We start from the raw sequence: 20,507 nt of genomic DNA on the forward strand, positions 1-20,507 counted from the left end.
CCCCCGGACGGCTTCTCATTCGGCGAAACTGGTGGGCGATGACGGGCTCGAACCGCCGACATTCTCGGTGTAAACGAGACGCTCTACCAACTGAGCTAATCGCCCCCATGGGGTGCGGGCGCTTCTAGATTTTTTTGGGCGCGGGTCAAGCGGCCTTTATCCGATGGGGTAGATCAGTGCGCGCGATAGCGATGGCTGGCGCCGAACCAGCGAATGAGCTTCTCGGCTGCGTCATCGGCCAGCGCGATGAAGATGCGGCGGCCGTCATGCGGATCGGCGCGGCGCTCGACCAGGGCCTTGTCAGTGAGCGTGCGAATCCAGCGCAGCGCCGTGGTCGGCGGCACGGCGGACGCGATGCAGAGGCTGGAGACCGAGACATGGGCCTGTCCCAGCCGGGCGGCGAGCAGATCGAGCATCATGTCCCAGGCCGGATCGGCGAACAGGTCGCCGGGCAGGAAATCGGCACGCAGCCGGCGGGCGCGCAGCAGGTCGCGCACCTGGGCGGCGGTGACGGAGGCGGTTTCGGCCATGGTGGCCGCGCCGATCGTGGCCATGGCCGGCATGGCGGTATAGCCGCCCTGGCGGTCGGCGATGCGCGCGGGCATGTCGAACGTGGGGAGCGTCGGGCGCGGCCGATCGGTCAGGGCCTCGATCGTGCGGGCGAGACGGCTGACTTCCTCGCTCAGCCGCTGCAGCCGGTTGCCGTCGCTTTCATGGGTGGCGTCATGCAGATTACGGGGCAGAGCATCGCCGTGCGCGGCGGCGAGCAGGGCGGCGGCAATGTCGCTATTGTCGGGACTGCACAGCAACTGGGTCTGCGGGCTGCGCATGCAGGCATAGGCCATGTCGAGCGTCTCGATCCCGGCGAGCAGGACCACCGCCATGCGATTCTGGATCGCGATCGTCTCGACCTGGACGATCAGTCGTTCGAGCAATGGATCGGGTCGGTGGCAGAGCAGCAGCACGACGTCGCAGCCCACCTGCATGTCGAGCCGGACGGCGGCCTGGCCGAGCGGCACGGTGCCGAGCAGGCGGAGACCGGCGGCATGGGCCAGCATGGCAGCATCGTCGAACCACTCGTCATCGGCAACGATCAGCAGCCCGCGCCGGTCATCCGGCGCGGCATAGGGGCTATCATGATCGGTCGAGAAGGGACTGGCCATCACCACGCAATCTCCCGTGCCTGTTATGTTCCGCAGCTTAGCCGCTTGCCCACCGGGCGCAGCCGGCGCTGACTCCATAATGGCGCAAATGCACGGGGCTGTCGTGATGGCCGTCACGCGGCCGAGATATCGGCGGGGATGCGGAAACGAAAAGGGCGCCGGCTGATGCGGGCGCCCTGTTCTGCCTATTCGATCCGAAATGGACTCATTTCGTCGCAGGTCAGACCGCGGTGCGGCGGGCGAAGTCGATATAGAGTTCGCGCAGCCGGGTCGCGACCGGGCCGGGGGTGCCGTCGCCGACCGGCTGGCCGTCGATCCTGACGATCGAGAGGCAGAAGGTGGACGCGCTGGTCATGAAGGCTTCCTTGGCGGCGAGCGCTTCGGCGAGGGTGAAGGGGCGGCGGATCACGGCGATGCCGCTTTCTTCCGCAAGGGCCGTCAGCGCCGCGCCAGTGCAGCCGGCCAGCACCGACTGGCTGTAGGGGCGGGTGACGATGCCTTCGTCGGTGACGATGAAGGCGGTGGAGGAGGCGCCTTCGGTGATGAAGCCATCCTCGATCATCCAGGCTTCCTGCGCGCCGGCTTCCTTGGCGGCCATCTTGGCCATCGCCTGGGCGAGCAGGCCGACGCTCTTGATGTCGCGCCGCGCCCAGCGCAGATCGGCCATGGTGGCGACCGCGACGCCGCTCTTCGCAGCGGGCACATCGAGGAATGTCTTGTTCTGGACGAACATGAACAGGGTCGGCTGCAACCCGGCCGGCGGGATGAAGTCGCGGGTGACATCGGCGCCGCGGGTGATCTGGAGATAGACCAGGCCCTCGCCAAGGCCATTATGGGCGACCAGCGCCTTCTGCGCCGCCTCGATCTCGTCCAGGGTCAGCGGCAGGGCGATGCCGATTTCGGTGCAGGAACGTTCCAGCCGGGCGAGATGGCTGGCGCTGTCGACCAGCCGGCCATCGATCACGGCCGCCACTTCATAAATGCCGTCGGCGAACAGGAAGCCGCGATCGAGCGGGGAGATGCGGACGTCTTCGAGCGGCAGAAACTGGCCGTTGAGATAGGCGACGGACATGGCGGCGGGCGATCCTTGATCTGATGATTTACGCCGCCGCTTTTGCCGCCGCGGCGGCCGGGGTCAAGGCAGCGAAATAGGATTTGCTCCGCTTAACTTCGCGTATTTCCCGCACATTGTGACATTATCTTGCGCTGGCCTGATCCTATCGGAAAGTCAGGGGATGGTAGCGCCGATGATAGGGGAAAGGGCCGCTGTAGGACAGGCTCAGGCGGCCTTGCCCTTGAGCGCCTTTTGCCGGCGGCGCTGGACCGAGGAGCCGATGCCCATGGATTCGCGATATTTGGCGACGGTGCGGCGGGCGATGTCCATGCCCTTGGCGCGCAGCAGGTCGACCAACGTGTCGTCGGAGAGGATGGCATGGGCTTCCTCCGCGCCGATCAGCGCCTTGATATGGCTCTTCACCGCTTCGGCCGAGACGGCGCCATCGCCATCCGCCGCCGCGACGCCGCTGGTGAAGAAATATTTGAGTTCGTAAAGGCCGCGCGGGCAGGAGAGATATTTGTTCGAGGTGACGCGGCTGACGGTCGATTCATGCATCTCGATCGCGTCGGCGACCGCGCGCAGGGTCAGGGGCTTCAAATAGGCGACGCCGTTGCGGAAGAAATCCTCCTGCTGGCGGACGATCTCGCTCGCCACCTTGATGATCGTCTTCTGCCGCTGGTCGAGCGCCTTCACCAGCCAGTTGGCGCTGGCGAGGCAGTCGGCCAGCCAGGCCTTGCTCGCCTTGTCCTGCGGGCCGCCGGCCAGTTCGACATAATAGGTGCGGTTGACCAGCACGCGCGGCAGGGTGGCGCTGTTGACCTCTATGCCCCAGCCTTCGCGGGTGCGGCTGACGAACAGGTCGGGCGTGACCGGCGTGGCGCTGTCGCTGGCGAAGCGCAGGCCGGGCTTGGGATCATAGCCGCGCAGTTCGCGGATCATGTCGGCCAGATCCTCCTCATCCACGCCGCAGATGCGGCGCAGCTGGGGCAGGGCGCCCTTGGCCAGCAGGTCGAGATTGGCGAGCAGCCGCTGGATGCAGGGATCGTAGCGGTTCGCCTCCTTCGCCTGAAGGGCGAGGCATTCGGCAAGCGAGCGGGCGCCCACGCCGGTGGGATCGAAGCTGTGGATAACTTCCAGCACGCCTTCCACCGTGAAGAGTGGAACGCCCAGGCCATGGGCGGTCTGGAGCAGATTGGCCTCCAGATAGCCCGCTTCGCTGATCTGGCCGATCAGCTGGGTGGCGATCAGCAGGTCCATGCCCGACAGCGTGCTGCGGGCCTGATCCATCAGATGTTCCTGCAGGCTGGGCGCGGCATTGGCGAAACTGTCGAAATCGACCGCTTCGCCCGAACCGCTGCCGCCGCCGAGCATGTCGAGCGAGCCTGAACCGCTGCCCGCAGCCATGCGGTCGGCCGGGCCATCGTCGATGAAGGTTTCCGCGCCATGATCGACATCGAGCGGGCTGTCGGCGCCGCCCAGCCCCTGGGCGATCAGATCGTCGCTGGCACCGGTTTCTGCGGCCAGCGTGGGCGCCTCCACCTCGCGGTCGACGCCGCTGCCCTCACGGCCGCCGTCATCGGCGGCGCCCTGTTCGAGCAGCGGGTTCTTTTCCAGTTCGCCCGCGACGAACGCCTCGATCTCCAGATTGGACAGCGCCAGCAGCTTGATCGCCTGCTGGAGCTGCGGCGTCATCACCAGAGACTGGCTCTGGCGGATGTCGAGGCGTGGCCCGAGCGCCATCAGCCGGGCCGTCCTGCATCAGCGAGGGGGCGCCGGCCGATCATGTCAGAGCTGGAAATTCTCGCCCAGATAGAGGCGACGAACATCGGGATGGGCGACCAGTTCGGTCGGGCTGCCGGCGAACAGCACCTGGCCGCTGTAGATGATGCAGGCGCGGTCGACGATTTCCAGCGTCTCGCGCACATTATGGTCGGTGATGAGGACGCCGATGCCGCGCGTCTTGAGCTGCTTCACCAGGTCGCGAATGTCGGCGATCGACAGCGGGTCGATGCCGGCGAACGGCTCGTCGAGCAGCACGATCGAGGGATCGGCGGCGAGCGCGCGGGCGATTTCGCAGCGACGCCGTTCGCCGCCGGACAGCGCCATGGCGGCGGAATCGCGCAAACGGGTCAGGCCGAATTCGTCGAGCAGCTGTTCCAGCTTCTCGGCACGGGCGGCCTTGTTGGGTTCGGCCATTTCGAGCACGGCGCCGATATTCTGTTCGACCGTCAGGCCGCGGAAGATCGAGGTTTCCTGCGGCAGATAGCCCAGGCCCAGGATCGCGCGGCGATACATGGGCAGGCCGGTAATATCCTGGCCGTCGAGGATGATGCGGCCTTGATCGGGACGGACGAGGCCCATGACCGAATAGAAGCAGGTCGTCTTGCCCGCGCCATTGGGGCCGAGCAGGCCGACGACCTCGCCCTTGCCCACGGTCAGCGACACGTCGGACAGGACGACGCGCTTGTCATAGCTTTTCGCGATCGAGATGACGGACAGGCCCTCACCCACTTCCTGCGGAGCGAGCGGTCGCGCTGAAGCGGCCCTGTCCTGGATCGTCACATCGTCCATCACTTCAATCCTTGTGCCGCCAAATCGGGGTGCGGCGGACATGGGTCCGTCTGCGGCAATTGGCAAGCTTTGTGCATGGGATCGCCGCCGGGGCAAGGGGAAAATGCGATGGAGAAGAGGGGGATGGGCGTGCCATCCCCCTGATGCGCGGGTTATTCCACCATGATGCGCGGGTTGGGCAGGACGACGCCGACATCGCTGGCATAGGCATCCCACGCCTTTTCCAGCGCCGCCCGGCGTGCCGGTTCGCGGGCGGACAGGTCCGTGGTTTCGCCCGGATCGGCGGCGATGTTGAACAGATGCCATTGGCCATCGCCGGCATCGGTGATCTTCCAGTCACCCTGGCGCAATGCGCGCGAGCCGAACAATTCGGTGCCGATCGCCTCGGAGGCGGGGTGGACGGTCGCGGCCTTGCCGGCGAGCCATGGCGCCCAGCTGGTGCCGCGGATCGGCTGGACGGTGCGGCCCTGGAACGTCCCCTTGGGCGGGGCGATGCCGGCGAGGTCGATCAGGGTGGGGGCGACGTCCATGACGTTGAGATAGTCATGGGCGATGCTGCCGGGCTTCTTGACGGCCGGGCCGGAGAGAAAGGCGGTGGTGCGGGTGCCACCCTCGGTCGCGAACGCCTTGTAGAGCCAGGAGGGGGTGGTCGCCGCCTGCGCCCAGCCGGGGCCATAGCTGATATAGCTGCTGTCCTTGCCCAGATTGTCATAGCTGTTGTCGGCCGCCTCGGCGCGGGCGCGGAAGCGGGGATTTTTGGCGTGGACCAGATCCATCCCCTCGGCGCCATTGTCGGCGAGGAAGAGGATGACGGTATTGTCATATTCGCCGCTGGCCTTGAGCGCATCGATCACCCGGCCGACATTCTGGTCGAGCCGGTCGACCATCGCGGCATAGATTTCCATCGTCCGCGACGCGGTCTTCTTTTCATCCGGGGTCAGCTCTGCCCAGGGCTTGCTGTTTTCAAGGGGGTGCTGGGCGGCACTGGCCGGAACCAGGCCGAGGGCGATTTGCTTCTTGAGCCGCTCGGTGCGCAGCGCTTCATAGCCTGCCTCATAGCGGCCCTTATATTTGGCGATGGTTTCGGCCGGGGCCTGCAGCGGCCAGTGCGGCGCGGTGAAGGCGAGATAGGCGAAGAAGGGCTTGTCGTCGTTGGTCGCCTTGATCTGGTCGATCAGCTTGGTGGCGAAGGCGTCGGAGGAATAATAGTCGCTGGGCAGGCTTTCGAGCGTGCGGCCATCCTCGCGATAGGTGGTGAAGCCGGGCTTGGGCGTGGCCGAAATGTCGGTGCCATAATGATTGCCCGCCCCCTGCAGCAGCGCGAAGCTGTGCTGGAAACCGCGGGCATGGGGATCCTGCTCGGGCGTGAGGCCGAGATGCCATTTGCCCGAAAAGAGGGTGCGATAACCGCCGGCGGTCAGGACTTCGGGCAGGGCGGCGATGTCGGTGCGCAGATAGCCCTCATGGCCGGGCTTGCCGACCTGATTGGGGGCCTGCATTTCCGCCATCGTGCCAAGGCCTGCGCGATGATTGTCGGTGCCAGACAGCAGCATCGAGCGGGTCGGCGAGCAGGTCGGCGCGGTGTGGAAGCCAGTGAGGCGCACGCCCGACAGAGCGAGCCGGTCGAGATTGGGTGTGGATATCTCGCCGCCAAAGGCGCCGAGATCGGAATAGCCCAGGTCGTCGGCGACGATCACCAGGAAATTGGGACGCTTTTCCTGCGCCGCCGCGGGCGTGGTGAGGGCGGTGGCCAGCGCCAGGCTGGCAAGGACAGTGCGGAGCTTCATGGGGTCTTCCGTGAAAAGGGGCCGCGTCCGAATGGAACGCGGCCCAGTGTGCCGAAGTTCAGGGGCAGGTTGTGGGGGTGAGCAAGCCCTGCTCAGGCGGCTTCGGCAATCTTGCCATCTTCCTTCTTGATGATGCGGCTGTTGCGGCCGTCGATCGAGACGGGGACGGTGCCGGCGATGGTGGCGCGGCGCAGCTGGCGATGCTGGGTGCCGAAATCGGCGATGGCGCGATGCTGGGTGGCGCGATTGTCCCAGATGGCGACGTCGCCCGGCTGCCAGCGCCAGCGCACGGTGTTTTCCGGCCGGGTCACGGCGTCCTGGAAGGTGGCGAAGAGGCGCTGGCTGTCGGCTTGGCTGAGGCCGACGAACTGCTTGAAGAAATGGCCCAGAATCAGCGAGCGCTCGCCGCTTTCGGGGTGGACATGGACCAGCGGATGTTCGGTCTCATAGACGGTCGAGGCGAAGACTTCGCGATAGCGCTTCACCGCTTCCTCGTTCGCGTTGGTGACGACCGAGGCATAGTCATAGAGGTTGGAATGGACCGCCCACAGGCTGTTGGCGAGCTGGCGCAGCGGTTCGGGCAGTTCCTCATAGGCGGCCGCCGTATTGGCCCAGAGCGTGTCGCCGCCGGCCTGCGGGATGACGATGGCGCGCAGGATCGAGGATTCGGGATAGGCGGGGACGAAGGTGACGTCGGTGTGCCAGCTCGATGCGGCGCGGCCTTCCTTCGAATCCAGTTCCAGCAGATATTTGGAGCCGGGCACGACCGGGACGGTCGGGTGGGCGACGGGCTTGCCGAAACGCTCGGCAAAGGCTTCCTGGCCGGCATCGTCGAGATGATGCTGGGCGCGGAAGAAGATCACCTTGTGGCGGACGAGGGCGGCGCGGATCGCGGCGATGGTGGCGTCGTCAAGGTCGCCGCCCAGCGCGACGCCGCGAATCTCCGCGCCGATGCGGCCGGCGACGGGAACGATATCGAGCGGACCGTCGGCATCGGCGGCGTTGAGGAAGCTCTGGGTCAGGATGGTCATGGCAGGTCTCCTTAAGATTATGCGTGGACGGTCAGGCGGGGATCGCGTCGCGCTGGTCGAGGGCGCGGCGGATTTCGGCATGGGCGGCTTCGTCGAGCGGGAAGCGCCAGATGATGAGGGTGGCGATGATGTGGGCCAGGGCCGGGCCAAGGGCGAAGACGGTCTTCAACCCTTCGAGCGCGGCCGGGCTGTTGTACGGGCCGGCGGCAAAGCCGAGCCAGGCGATGAGCGGCAGGGCGATGCCGATGCCGATCGCCGGGCCGAGCTTGGCCGAGAGGGCGAAGACCGAGAAGAAGAGGCCGGTGCGGTCATGGCCGGTGCGCAGCCGGTGGGCGTCGGCCACGTCGGCGACCATGGCGCGCAGCATGAGGTTGCCCGACCCCTGGGTCAGCCCCTGGGCGATGGTGAGGGCGAGCAGCAGCGGCAGGCCGCCGGGGAAGACGAAGAGCAGGCCGATATTGATCGCCGCCTGGGCGATTTCGCCGCAGATCGCGGCCTGGCGCTTGCCGATGAGGGTGCCGATGCGCAGCCAGATCGGCGCGGCGGCGACGCCGAAGATGAACTGGAGCAGATAGAGGCCGCTCGCCCAGGCGGGCAGGCCCATATACCAGACGGCGAAGAAGACGATCAGGCTGGCGCGGATCGACTGGCCGGCGGTGACCACCGCGTCGGAGGCGAGTACGCGCAGCAGCAGCCGGTCGGAGAAGATGACGCTGGTGGCGCGCCAGAAGCTCTGGCGGACCGGCGGGGTGGCGGGCACCGGCGGTTCGGGCACGGAAAAGAGGGTGAGGGCGAGGCTCGGGATGAGGGTGGCGATGATGAAGCCGCCGACCAGTTGCAGCTTCAGCGTGCCATTGCCCGGTTCGACCTGGTCGAGGATGGTCGGCAGCACCAGCACGGCGAGCAGGCCGATGGCGCGCAGCAGCGCCTGATAGCTGACGACGCGGGTGCGGCCATGATAATGGCGCGACAGCTCGCCGGCCCAGGCGGAGGCCGGGATCTCGATCATCGACCAGCCGAGATAGAAGAAGAAGAGGGCGGCGCCGAGATAGGCGGGCGTCACCAGCGCGGCTGGCGGGAAGAAGAGCAGGGCGGAGGACAGGCCGAACAACAGGCCGCCGGCCGCGATCCATGGGCGGCGCCGGCCAAAGCGGCTGCGGGTGCGGTCGCTGAGCGCGCCGACCAGCGGATCGGCGCTGACATCCCAGATGCGGCCCAGCAGGAAGATGAAGCCGATGGTGGCGAGCGAGAGGCCGAACTGGGTGGCGTAAAGCTGGGGCACGAACAAGGCGAGCGGCAGGCCGGCGCCGGCGATCGGCACCGCGATCGAGGCGAAGCCGGTGAGGCGCAGGCGCGAGGGTTCCCCCTCCCCGACGCGGGCGGGGTCTTCCGGCCGGGCCCGTTGCCGGGTCCGGTCATCCAGATAGTCTGCGTAGGGAAGGGTAGCCATGATCTTGCCTCCGTATTGGGGGTCAGAATTTGCTGCGCAGGGTGACGCCGATGGTGCGGGGATCGCCGACGGTGGCGGTGACGAGGCCGGTGTTCGCGACCGAGAGCGTGTCGACATAATCCTTGTCGAACAGGTTCTTGGCCCAGAGCGACAGGTCGATCAGGCCATCGTCCAGCCGCACGCCGATGCGCGCATTGGCGACGCCGTAGCTTGGCACCAGCGAGTAGCGGCTGTCCGACACGGCGGTGTAGTAGGAGGAGCGCCAGCTATAGTCGGCGCGGCCGTAAAATTGCGCGTCGCCCCATTTGGTGGTGCCGAGCGGAATGGCGAAGTCGCCGCCCGCGCTCCACGACCATTCGGGAACGCCCGACAGCGGCTTGCCGCTAAGGTCGCTGACGGCGGAACCGCCGGTGGTCGGGTTCAGCGCCTCGACCGGGGTCGGGCCGTTCTTGAAGTCGACATAATAGGCGTCGGTGTAGGCGAGCGAGGCGTTGAGATTGACATAGCGGCTGAGCGCCAGCGCACCATCCAGCTCGAAGCCGCGCGCGCGCGCCTCGGGAATGTTGGTGATGTAATTGCGGGTGCTGTTGGTGCCGACAATCTGTTCGGTGATCGCGGTCTGATAGTCGAAGATGTTGGTCCAGAAGGCGGCGGCGTTGAGCGTCGCCTTGCCGCCCCAGAACTGGCTCTTCACGCCGGCTTCGTAATTGTCGACCTTCTCGCCGCCGACATCGGGGCTGACCCCGGCCGGGATGTTGGTGAGGTTGAGGCCGCCCGACTTGTTGCCGCGCGAATAGGTGGCATAGACCAGCACGTCCGGCGTCACCTTGTAGGACAGGGTGGCCAGGCCCGAGAGGCTGTTGTCGGTGAAGCCGGTCGAGTAGCTGGTGACGGGGTTGAGGCTGTTGCGCAGCGCGATCGCGGCGGTGCGCTGGGCCGCGGTCAGGCTGGAGAGATCATTCCCTTCCGCCCACCACTGGCTGTAGCTGCCCTGCTTCTTTTCATGCGTGTAGCGCAGGCCGAGCGTCAGCGAGAGACTGTCGGGGATGATGGCGTAGCTGGCCTGGCCGAACAGCGCCGCGCTCTTGGTTTCCGGATTGGAGCTGGAGCGGGCGACGAAGCCGTTGACCGCCGCATTGCTGACCACCGGATCGGCATTGGGGAAGAGCCAGAGCGGCGCGTCCACGCCATAGCCGGCGGCGCCCGACCCGTTGATGATCTGCCAGAAATAATAGGCGCCCAGCACATAGGAGAGGCGGGTGTCGCCATTGGAGGCGACGCGAAATTCCTGGCTGAACTGGCGCTGGTTATTTTCCTGGTGGTTGAGCGTGTTGACCGAGAGCGAGGTGGCGTCGCTGTCGTTGCGCGGATACCAGTTCCAGGCGCGATAGGCGGTGATGGAGCTGAGCGTCACCGGGCCGACATCCCAGTCGGCCTTGCCCGAAATGCCCCACTGATTCATGTTCGCCTGAAACTGGCCGTCGACATCGACCTTGCGGGCGAAGGGATCGGTGGCGAGCGGCGTGTAGCCGGCACGGGCGGCGCGGATCGCGAAATTGTTCGCGATGGTATTGCCGTCATCATAGGTGGTGAAGACGGTGCTGGGCAGGCGGACGCAGCAATTGAGCGTCTGTTTGGCATAGTCACCGATCAGGCGCAGGCTGAAGCCCTCACCCTGGGTCAGCAGCAGCTGGCCGCGCGCGGTGAAATTGTCGTAATCGTGAATTTTCTTGCCGTTATGGACATTGGTCAGGAAGCCATCGCGATGGGTGTCGGCGATGCTGACGCGCACTGCTGCCCAATCGGTCAGGCCACCGGTGACCGAGCCGCGCACCTGATGGAAACCATAATCGCCCAGCGTCGCTTCCACCTGGCCGCCGAAATCGAAGCTCGGCTGGCGGGTGGTGATGTTGATCGCGCCGGCGGTGGTGTTCTTGCCGAACAAGGTGCCCTGCGGCCCGCGCAGCACCTCGATCCGTTCAAGGTCGACCAGGTCGAACTGGCTGGCGCCGACCCGGCCATAATAGACATCGTCGATATAGACGCCGACGCCATTTTCGAGGCCGTCATTGGTCAGGGCGACATTGGAGCCGAGGCCGCGAATGTTGATGTTGGTGTTGCGGGGGTTGAAGCTGAACAGCTGGAGGCTGGGCGCGACCTGCTGCACGGCGGCGAGGGTATAGTCGCCGCGCTGTTCGACCAGATCGCCGCCGACGACGGAGAGGGCGACCGGCACGTCCTGCGCCTTTTCGGCGCGGCGGCGGGCGGTGACCAGGATGGGCGCACCATAATCGCCTTCATCCAGGGCGGCTTCGGGGGCCGGGGCAGGCGCCGCGGCGGCGGGTTCGTCGGCGGCATGAGCGGCGCTCGGCAGCAGGCCGATAGCGACGCCGGCGAGCAGCAGGCGACGGAGGGACAGGCCGTGCCGGGGTCGGCTGGGCGCGAGGACTTGGGACATGAAGAGGCTTACTCCCTGAATTTCTTGTCTGTTCTGCTTGTGGGCTGCGGACGCAGGGCATCGTCGCGCACGGCATTCAGGCCGTAGAGCGCGGCGGCCGCCTGGAGCAGCGACACGGAATAGGCTGGGTGCGGCGACGCGCGTCGGCCGCGAGCTTCCACGGGCATGCGATCCCCCTTTCCCGCACGACGCATCGGCGGAGGACGGGCGGATGGAGGCGCGCTGAGAAGCAGCGCGCTGCGTGGCGGGCGTCAGGCCCTAGATTTCAGATGGATGGCACATCGTTTCATTCCCCATTCTGTTGGGGGGAACACGAAGCTGGCGTCGTCGCCCGAGCATCGTGCGCTTTAGCTGTTGGTGACGCGGAGCAAGCTGCATCCCGATCAAAAGCCGCGGGTCCGATGCCGATGTCGTCATCCGGGCGGGGACCAGTCCGCTCCGTTTCAGGCAATCTCTACTTATAAGATAGAGTGTCTGGCTCAACCAAGTTTTGCTTGGCCGTGCCCAAATTGCGCTGTGCCGGTCCATCCGCCCGTTCGAGCATGGCGTCGCGCCGGGCGAGGGTGATGAGGCGCAGGCCCGATTCGGCGGCGCGATCGAGTGCGAGGCTGGTGGGGGCGGAAAGCGTGACGAGCAGTGGGCAGGCGGCGAGCGCGGCCTTTTCCACCAGTTCATAGGAACAGCGCGAGGAGAGGAGGGCGAAACCGCCGTCCCAGCCAAGGCCGGCGCGGGCCATGGCGCCGATCAGCTTGTCGAAGCCGTTGTGGCGGCCGACATCCTCGCGCGCGAGGCGGAGCGTGCCGTCGGATGCGGCGAGGGCGGCGGCGTGGAGGGCGCCGGTGCGCTGGTTGCCCGGCTGGCGCGCGTCGAGCGCATCGAGGGCGCGGAACAGGGCATCGTCGGTGGCCTGGGTGACGGCGGTGACGCGGGGCAACGGACGCAGCGCCTGTTCCAGATTCTCTATGCCGCACAGGCCACAGGCGGATTCGGCGACGCGGTGGCGGACACGCGCGAGGATGCGGTCATGGCGGTCGGCGATCAGGCGGATGCGCAGCAACAGGCCCTGGGGCGCTTCATGGATGTCGATGTCGATGATGTCGGCGGCACTATCGATCAGCCGTTCGGACAGAGCGAAGCCGGTGGCGAGATCATCCAGATCGGCCGGGGTCGCCATCAGCACGGCATAGCCAATGCCATTATATTCGAGCGCGACCGGGCATTCGACCGCGACTGCGCGGGTGACGGGCGCGCGGCCGCCGTCCGGGGTGATCCGGGTGAAGCGGACGGGCCGGTCGGCGTCGCTCATCGGGCGGCGCGCACCGTGACGGGAATCGACTTGTAGGCGGGGGTGCCGCTGGCCGGATCATAATCGTCGAGCGGGACGAGATTGTTCGCCTCGGGATAATAAGCCGCGAGCGATCCGCGCGCGATGGCGTGCATGACGATGGTGAAGCCGCGCAGTTCGCGCCCGGCGGGCGTCGTCACATCGACCCTGTCGCCATGGGCCAGGCCCATCTCCGCCAGATCGATCTCGTTCGCGAAGATGATGTCGCGCCGGCCATGGATGCCGCGATAGCGATCATCATAGCTGTAGATGGTCGTATTATACTGATCATGGCTGCGGATGGTGGTGAGCAGCAGCGGCAGCGCGCCCGCGTCCGGCGCGGCCGGGTGGGTGATGAACTGCGCCTTGCCGCTGGGCGTGTTCCAGACGCGTTCGCTGGGGCCGACGGTCAGGCGGAAACCGCCCGGTTCGCGCACCCGGATGTTGAAGTCGCGGAAGTCGGGATAGACCGCCTCGATCCCGTCGCGGATGCGGTCATAATCGGCGACCATGCCGTCCCAGTCGGTGCGGCTGGCGGGCATGGCGGCCTTGGCCAGGCCCGCAACGATTGCCGGTTCGGAACGGACATGGGGCGAGGGGGGCTTCAATTTGCCGCGCGAGGCGTGGACCATCGACATGCTGTCCTCCACCGTCACCCATTGCGGGCCGGCGGCCTGCAGATCCAGTTCGGTACGGCCAAGGCAGGGCAGCACCAGCGTCTCGCGCGCGGTCAGCAGGCAGGTGCGGTTGAACTTGGTGAGGATGTTGACCGACAGGTCGAGCCGACGCACGGCGGCGAAACAGGCATCAGGATCGGGCATGGCGACGGCGAGGTTGCCGCCGAGGGAAATCAGCGCTTTAGATTCGCCGGCATGCATGGCGGCCAGCGCCTCGACCGCATTATGGCCATGCTTGCGCGGCGACTGGATGGAAAAGGCGGTGTCGAGCCGTTGCAGCATCGCCTCGGTCGGCAGTTCGGTGATGCCGACGGTGCGATCGCCCTGCACATTGCTATGGCCGCGCAACGGGCAGATGCCGGCGCCCGGCTTGCCGAGATTGCCGCGCAGCAGCAGCAGGTTGGCCAGCGCCTGCACATTCTGCGTGCCGTGGCGATGCTGGGTGATGCCCATGCCATAGCAGATGATGACCCGGTCGGCCTTGGCATAGACATGGGTCATGCTCTCGATCGCTTCGCGGGTGAGGCCGGACAGGCGCTCGATCCACGGCCATTGGGTCGCCTCGATATCGGCGCGCAGGGCGTCGAAGCCTTCGGTGTGCTGAGCGATGAAATCGTGGTCGAGCGTGCCGGGCTGCTGTGTCTCGATCGCCAGCAGCGCCTTCATCATCCCCTTGAGCATCGCCATGTCGCCGCCGATCCGCACCTGATGATAGGCGGACGCGAGCGGGGTGGCGCCGGGCGAGAGCATTTCGGTGGGATGCTGGGGCGACTTGAAGCGTTCCAGCCCGCGTTCGCGCATCGGGTTGGCGACGATGATCGGCACGCCCCGCTTGGACGCGGCGGCGAGCGTGCTCAGCATGCGGGGATGGTTGGTGCCGGGATTATGGCCGATGCAGAAGATCGCGTCGGCATGGTCGAAATCCTCCAGCGTCACCGTGCCCTTGCCGATGCCGATCGACTTGGGGAGGCCGGTGCTGGTCGCCTCATGACACATGTTCGAACAGTCGGGGAAATTGTTGGTGCCGAACTCGCGGGCGAACAGCTGGTAGAGGAAGGCGGATTCGTTCGAGGCGCGGCCCGAGCAATAGAATTCGGCCTGGTCGGGATGGTCGAGCGCCTGGAGCGCGGCGCCGGCGCGGGCAAAGGCCTCGTCCCAGCTGATCGGCACGAAATGGTCGGTTGCGGCATCATAGCGCAGCGGTTCGGTCAGGCGGCCGGCATCTTCGAGCTTGTGGTCGGTCCAGTCCCATAGCTCGCTGACGCTGTGGCGGGCGAAGAAATCGGGATCGACGCGCTTGACCGTCGCTTCCCAGGTGACGGCCTTGGCACCATTCTCGCAGAACTCGAACGAAGAAGTGTGCTTGGGGTCGGGCCAGGCGCAGCCGGGGCAGTCGAAGCCGTCGGGCTGGTTCATCTGCAGCAGGGCGCGGGTGTCGGGGCTGGCGCGCATCTGTTCGGCGACCGTCTTTGCCACCGCACGAAGCGCGCCCCAGCCGCCGGCCGGGCCGTCATAGCTGGAGACGCCTTCCACCGTGTCGGGGATCAGGTCTTCGGCGGATTTGTCCATGGTCGTCTGTCCCACATCATCGCGGTGCCCCGCGTCGGATATAGGAAAATTCGGCTGGAGAACCAAGGCCGGGCAGGCAGGATGGGGCGTGCCTGCAGGGGGCTGTCATCATCATCTGCTGCTATCGGGAAAGTGATGGTGCGGTCGAGAAGACTCGAACTTCCACGGCCTTTCGGCCACAACGACCTCAACGTTGCGCGTCTACCAATTCCGCCACGACCGCACATCAACAGGGAAACCGGCGGGGCCGGTGCCTTGGTAGGAGGCGGCCCTTAGCAAAGGCTTTTGGGTCATGCAACCAGTGATCGGCATCAACGTTATCTTTGTTTGGCAGAAAGTCGGTTGCGAAAGGGGGCTGGCCCCATGTCGTTGCATTTCTGGGTGGGATCGGGCGGCGCTATGGTGGCCGCCGCCGTGATGGGGCTTGGCCTTGGCGCCTATGTCACCAGCCCGCAAAAGCCGGTGCGGCCTGCGCTGGAGGCGGAACTGGATAGCGGCGACATGGCGATGGCGCAGACTCTGCCGGAGGCTGAGCGCGGACCGGCGTTCGTGACCTGCACCGGATGCGGACCGACCTTGGAGGAACGGCGGATGCAGGCCGACATGGCGGGGCTGGATGCCGATGGCATGATCGGCGAATCGCGCGATCCGGCGGTGCGCGACTATCTGGCGGAAGAGGAACAGCCGGTCGAATCGGCGGCGCTGGGGTATCCGCCGCTGCCGCAGCCGACGGTGCGGGTCGATCGCCTGCCGCCGCGGATCGAACGATTCGCGGCGGGCGAGGCGGAACAGGGACCGGCGCCGATGCCGGTCGCGGCGACCACGGCGCCGCCCCCGCCGGTCCCCGCAGAACCGGCAGAGGCGGGCTTGCCGCAATAATTATTCGGCAGCGACCGGGGTCGATGCGTCGCTCAGCGGATGGGCCAGGCGATTGACCATTTCCTTCGGGCAGACCTGCCAGATGTAGCGGCGCCAGCGATCCCAGTCCTCCAGGATGGTGTTCGACCATTTGCTGTCGGTCGCGACCGCATGTTCGGCGATCAGCGCCTTCAGCTCGCCTTCCCAATGGGCACTGTCCAGACGCTGCCAGACGATGCTTTCCGGGTTGGCGCGGCTCGGGAAGCTGCCATCCTCGTCGAGGATGAAGGCCATGCCGCCGGTCATGCCCGCGCCGAAATTGGCGCCGGTCTTGCCCAGGATCACGGCGGTGCCGCCGGTCATATATTCGCAGCCATTGGCGCCGCAGCCTTCGACCACCACCTTCGCGCCCGAATTGCGGACCGCGAAGCGCTCGCCGGCCTGGCCCGCCGCGAACAGCTTGCCGCTGGTCGCGCCGTAGAGGACGGTGTTGCCCAGGATGGTGTTGTCCTTCGACGAGAGCGGCGAGGAGACGGTGGTGCGCACCTTGATGATGCCGCCCGAAAGCCCCTTGCCGACATAGTCGTTGGCGTCGCCGAACACTTCCAGGGTGATGCCCTTGCAGAGGAAGGCGCCGAGCGACTGGCCGGCCGAACCGCGCAGGCGCACGGTCAGATGGCCGTCCGCCAAGGTCGACATGCCGAACTTTTCGGTCACGGCGGAGGAGAGGCGGGTGCCGACGGCGCGGTGCGTGTTGCGCACCGTGTAGGTCAGCTGCATCTTCTCGCCGCGCTCGAATACGGCGCGCGCGTCCTTCATCATCTGCGCGTCGAGGCTGTCGGGCACTTCATTGCGCCACTGGGGCAGGCTGAAGCGGCGATGCTCGTCGGGGGCGTCGACCTTGGCCAGGATCGGGTTGAGGTCGAGATCGTCGAGATGCTCGGCGCCGCGATTGACCTGCTTCAACAGTTCGGTGCGGCCGATCACTTCGTCGAGGCTGCGGAAGCCCAGGCGGGCCAGGATCTCGCGCACTTCCTCGGCGATGAAGGTCATCAGGTTGATGACCTTTTCCGGGGTGCCGGTGAACTTCTGGCGCAGCTTCTCATCCTGCACGCAGACGCCCACGGGGCAGGTGTTGCTGTGGCACTGGCGCACCATGATGCAGCCCATGGCGACCAGCGACAGCGTGCCGATGCCGAACTCCTCGGCGCCCAGGATCGCGGCGATGACGATGTCGCGCCCGGTCTTGAGGCCGCCATCGGTGCGCAGCTTCACGCGGTGGCGCAGACCGTTGAGGGTCAGCACCTGATTGGCTTCCGACAGACCCATTTCCCAGGGGGTGCCGGCATATTTGATCGAGGTCTGCGGGCTGGCGCCGGTGCCGCCGACATGGCCGGCGACCAGGATGACGTCGGCATGCGCCTTGGCAACGCCGGCCGCGACCGTGCCGATGCCGGCCTGGCTGACCAGCTTGACGCAGACGCGGGCGCGCGGGTTGATCATCTTGCAGTCATAGATGAGCTGCGCGAGATCCTCGATCGAGTAGATGTCATGGTGCGGCGGCGGCGAGATCAGCGTCACGCCGGGTGTCGAGTGACGCAGGCGGGCGATGAATTCGGTCACCTTGAAGCCGGGCAGCTGGCCGCCCTCGCCGGGCTTGGCGCCCTGTGCGACCTTGATCTCGATTTCCTCGGCCGACCCCAGATATTCGGCATGGACGCCGAAGCGGCCCGACGCGATCTGCTTGATCACCGAGTTGGCATTGTCGCCATTCTCATAGGGCTTGAAGCGCGCGGCATCCTCGCCACCCTCGCCCGACACCGCCTTGGCGCCGATGCGGTTCATGGCGATCGCCAGCGTCTCATGCGCTTCGGGGCTGAGCGCACCCAGGGACATGCCCGGCGTCACGAAGCGCTTGCGGATCTCGGTGGTGGCTTCGACCTCGTCGATCGGCACCGCCTCGCGGGCGAAGTTGAACTCCATCAGGTCGCGCAGATAGACCGGCGGCAGGTCGCGCACGCCGCGCGAGAATTGCAGATAGGTCGAATAGCTGTCGGTACCGACGGCGGTCTGCAGCAGGTGCATCAGCTGGGCGGAATAGGCATGGGCCTCGCCGCCGTTGCGCTGGCGGTAGAAGCCGCCGATCGGCAGGCGGACGACCGCGCTGTCATAGGCCTTGTCGTGGCGCAGCATCGCCGAATAGTGGAGCGAGGCATAGCCTTCGCCCGAGATCTTCGCCGGCATGCCGGGGAAGAGATCGTTGACCAGGGCGCGCGACAGGCCGACCGCTTCGAAATTATAGCCGCCGCGATAGGAGCTGACGACCGCGATGCCCATCTTGGACATGATCTTGAGCAGACCCTCGTTGATCGCGGTGCGCTGACGTTCGAAACACTGGTCGAGGGTCAGGTCGCCGAACAGGCCACGGGCGTGGCGATCGGCGATGCTGGCTTCGGCCAGATAGGCGTTTACCGTGGTCGCGCCGACGCCGATCAGCACCGCGAAATAATGGGTGTCGAGCGCTTCGGCCGACCGCACGTTGATCGACGCATAGCTGCGCAGGCCCTTGCGGACGAGATGGGTGTGGACGGCCGCGGCCGCCAGCACGCCCTGGATCGCGACCCGGTCCTGCCCGGCGCGCTCGTCGGTCAGGAACAGTTCGCTGCGCCCTTCGCGCACCGCCTGCTCGGCCTCCTCACGGATGCGGGCGATCGCCGCGCGCAGCTGTTCCTGGCCGCCGGTCGAGGGGAAGGTGCAGTCGATTTCGGCCACGGCCGGGCCGAAATAGGCCTTGAGCCGCGCCCATTCGGCGCTGTTGAGCACCGGCGATTCCAGCACCAGCACATGGCTGTTCTGCGCATCTTCCTCCAGGATATTGTGGAGGTTGGAGAAGCGCGTCTTGAGGCTCATCACATGCCGTTCGCGCAACGGGTCGATCGGCGGGTTGGTGACCTGGCTGAAATTCTGGCGGAAGAAATGGCTGATGGTACGCGGCTTGTCGGAGATGACCGCCAGCGGCGTGTCGTCACCCATCGAGCCGATCGCTTCCTTGGCATCCTCCACCATCGGCGCGAGGATCAGTTCCATATCCTCCAGCGTCATGTTGGCCGCGACCTGGCGACGGGTCAGTTCCGCCTTGTCCCACGCCGGCAAGGCGCTGGGGACGTCGGGCAGGTCGGTGATGTCGAGGAAGTCCTTGATCAGGTCGCCATAGGGGCGCTCGCCCGCGATGCGATCCTTGATCGCGCGGTCGTCATAGACTTCGCCTTCCTGCAGATCGATCGCGATCATCTGGCCCGGACCCATGCGGCCCTTCTGGACGATGGTGGTTTCGGGCACGACGACCATGCCGGTTTCCGAACCCACGATCAGCAGATTGTCGCCGGTCAGCGTGTAGCGCAGCGGGCGCAGCGCGTTGCGGTCGACGCCGGCCACGACCCAACGGCCGTCGGTCATCGCGAGCGCGGCCGGGCCATCCCACGGCTCCATCACGGAGGCGAGATATTCATACATGTCGGCATGCGCCTTGGGCAGCTCGGCGCTTTCCGCCTGCCATGCCTCGGGCACCAGCATCAGCTTGGCCGTGGGCGCATCGCGGCCCGAGCGGCAGATCGCTTCGAACACGGCGTCCAGTGCGGCGGTATCCGACGCGCCGGCCGGGATCACCGGCTTGATGTCCTCCGACTGCTCGCCGAAGGCCAGCGAAGCCATCTTGATCTCGTGGCTCTTCATCCAGTTCTTGTTGCCGCGGATCGTGTTGATCTCGCCATTATGGGCGAGGGTGCGGAACGGCTGGGCCAGCCACCATTGCGGGAAGGTGTTGGTCGAATAGCGCTGGTGGAAGATCGCGACGCGGCTCTCGAACCGCTCATCCTGCAGGTCCGGATAGAAGACCGACAGCGATTCGGCGAGGAACAGGCCCTTGTAGATGATCGAGCGGCACGACAGCGAGCAGACGTAGAAATCGCTGATCTGCGCTTCGATCACCTTCTTCTCGATACGGCGGCGGATCAGGTAGAGATCCTTCTCGAACTCGCCGACGTCGCGTTCCTCCGGCATCGGGCCGGCGATCATGATCTGCTCGATCTCGGGACGCGTGCGCTGCGCCTTCTCGCCGATGACGGAGACGTCGACCGGCACCTGGCGCCAGCCATAGATGGTGTAGCCCGCGTCGATGATCTCGGCCTCGACGATGGTGCGGCAGGTTTCCTGCGCGCTGAGGTCGGTGCGCGGCAGGAAGATCATGCCGACGGCGAGGCGGTTGGGCAGCGGCTTGTGGCCCGAATCGGCGATTGCATCGTCGAAGAAGCGGACCGGCAGGTCGACATGGATGCCCGCGCCGTCGCCGGTCTTGCCATCGGCGTCGACCGCGCCGCGGTGCCACACCGCTTTCAGCGCATCGATCGCGGAGGAGACGACGCGGCGGCTGGGCCGGCCGTCGGTCGCGGCGACCAGGCCGACGCCGCAGGCATCGCCCTCCATCTCGGGATGATACATGCCCTCGGCAGCGATGCGTGCGCGCTCTTCGGGGCTGGCCATGAAATTGGTGTCGGTCATGATGA

13 protein-coding genes and 2 tRNA genes are annotated in these 20,507 nt (G+C 66.4%); 1 reads left to right on the forward strand and 14 read right to left on the reverse strand.

Translation table 11 applies throughout. From position 1 onward, the window contains the following. Positions 1–29 precede the first annotated feature (29 nt). The 13 genes from ACI6S0_RS21500 to ACI6S0_RS21560 all read right to left on the reverse strand — a co-directional run bounded on the left by ACI6S0_RS21500 (position 30) and on the right by ACI6S0_RS21560 (position 15,310). Positions 30–105 (reverse strand) — tRNA-Val (locus ACI6S0_RS21500). 68 nt (positions 106–173) lie between these two features. Beyond that, a complete protein-coding gene (locus tag ACI6S0_RS21505) occupies positions 174–1,163 on the reverse strand; it encodes a MarR family transcriptional regulator (protein WP_434405983.1) in 990 nt (329 codons plus the stop codon). Between the two features lie 220 nt (positions 1,164–1,383). Further along, complete coding sequence (locus ACI6S0_RS21510; RefSeq protein ID WP_434404276.1) at positions 1,384–2,235, reverse strand: D-amino-acid transaminase; 852 nt, start codon at positions 2,233–2,235, stop codon at positions 1,384–1,386. Between the two features lie 207 nt (positions 2,236–2,442). Then, the gene (rpoN, locus tag ACI6S0_RS21515) at positions 2,443–3,960 is read right to left on the reverse strand and encodes an RNA polymerase factor sigma-54 (protein ID WP_097385228.1); all 1,518 of its coding nucleotides are present in this window, start codon (positions 3,958–3,960) and stop codon (positions 2,443–2,445) included. Positions 3,961–4,005: 45 nt separating this feature from the next. Then, positions 4,006–4,791: an LPS export ABC transporter ATP-binding protein gene (gene lptB, locus ACI6S0_RS21520; RefSeq protein ID WP_010336951.1), complete on the reverse strand. Its 786-nt coding sequence runs from the start codon at positions 4,789–4,791 to the stop codon at positions 4,006–4,008. A gap of 152 nt (positions 4,792–4,943) precedes the next feature. Further along, the gene (locus tag ACI6S0_RS21525; protein ID WP_434404277.1) at positions 4,944–6,578 is read right to left on the reverse strand and encodes an arylsulfatase; all 1,635 of its coding nucleotides are present in this window, start codon (positions 6,576–6,578) and stop codon (positions 4,944–4,946) included. Positions 6,579–6,670: 92 nt separating this feature from the next. Continuing rightward, positions 6,671–7,609, reverse strand: coding sequence for a TauD/TfdA dioxygenase family protein (locus ACI6S0_RS21530; protein ID WP_279730658.1), 939 nt, complete (start codon positions 7,607–7,609; stop codon positions 6,671–6,673). Between the two features lie 31 nt (positions 7,610–7,640). Beyond that, complete coding sequence (locus ACI6S0_RS21535) at positions 7,641–9,059, reverse strand: MFS transporter (protein ID WP_434404279.1); 1,419 nt, start codon at positions 9,057–9,059, stop codon at positions 7,641–7,643. A 22-nt stretch (positions 9,060–9,081) separates the two neighbouring features. After that, positions 9,082–11,517: a TonB-dependent receptor gene (locus ACI6S0_RS21540; protein WP_434404281.1), complete on the reverse strand. Its 2,436-nt coding sequence runs from the start codon at positions 11,515–11,517 to the stop codon at positions 9,082–9,084. Between the two features lie 8 nt (positions 11,518–11,525). Continuing rightward, positions 11,526–11,684 (reverse strand): hypothetical protein, encoded by a 159-nt coding sequence (locus ACI6S0_RS21545; RefSeq protein ID WP_004209804.1) that lies wholly within the window; start codon positions 11,682–11,684, stop codon positions 11,526–11,528. A 287-nt stretch (positions 11,685–11,971) separates the two neighbouring features. Beyond that, on the reverse strand, positions 11,972–12,823 hold the full coding sequence (gene fdhD / locus ACI6S0_RS21550; protein WP_434404282.1) for a formate dehydrogenase accessory sulfurtransferase FdhD: 852 nt from the start codon (positions 12,821–12,823) through the stop codon (positions 11,972–11,974). Then, the gene (locus ACI6S0_RS21555; protein ID WP_434404284.1) at positions 12,820–15,087 is read right to left on the reverse strand and encodes an FdhF/YdeP family oxidoreductase; all 2,268 of its coding nucleotides are present in this window, start codon (positions 15,085–15,087) and stop codon (positions 12,820–12,822) included. Before ACI6S0_RS21555 ends, fdhD begins: the two co-directional genes overlap by 4 nt. A 136-nt stretch (positions 15,088–15,223) precedes the next feature. Further along, positions 15,224–15,310: transfer RNA gene (locus tag ACI6S0_RS21560), tRNA-Leu, on the reverse strand. 140 nt (positions 15,311–15,450) lie between these two features. Here ACI6S0_RS21560 and ACI6S0_RS21565 point away from each other — a divergent pair. Next, on the forward strand, positions 15,451–15,966 hold the full coding sequence (locus ACI6S0_RS21565; RefSeq protein ID WP_434404285.1) for a hypothetical protein: 516 nt from the start codon (positions 15,451–15,453) through the stop codon (positions 15,964–15,966). Here ACI6S0_RS21565 and gltB read toward each other — a convergent pair whose 3' ends face one another. Then, positions 15,967–20,502 (reverse strand): glutamate synthase large subunit, encoded by a 4,536-nt coding sequence (gene gltB, locus ACI6S0_RS21570; RefSeq protein ID WP_004209810.1) that lies wholly within the window; start codon positions 20,500–20,502, stop codon positions 15,967–15,969. Between the last annotated feature and the right edge of the window lie 5 nt (positions 20,503–20,507).

This window comes from Sphingobium sp. DN12 (assembly GCF_051058005.1).
Lineage (GTDB): Bacteria > Pseudomonadota > Alphaproteobacteria > Sphingomonadales > Sphingomonadaceae > Sphingobium > Sphingobium yanoikuyae.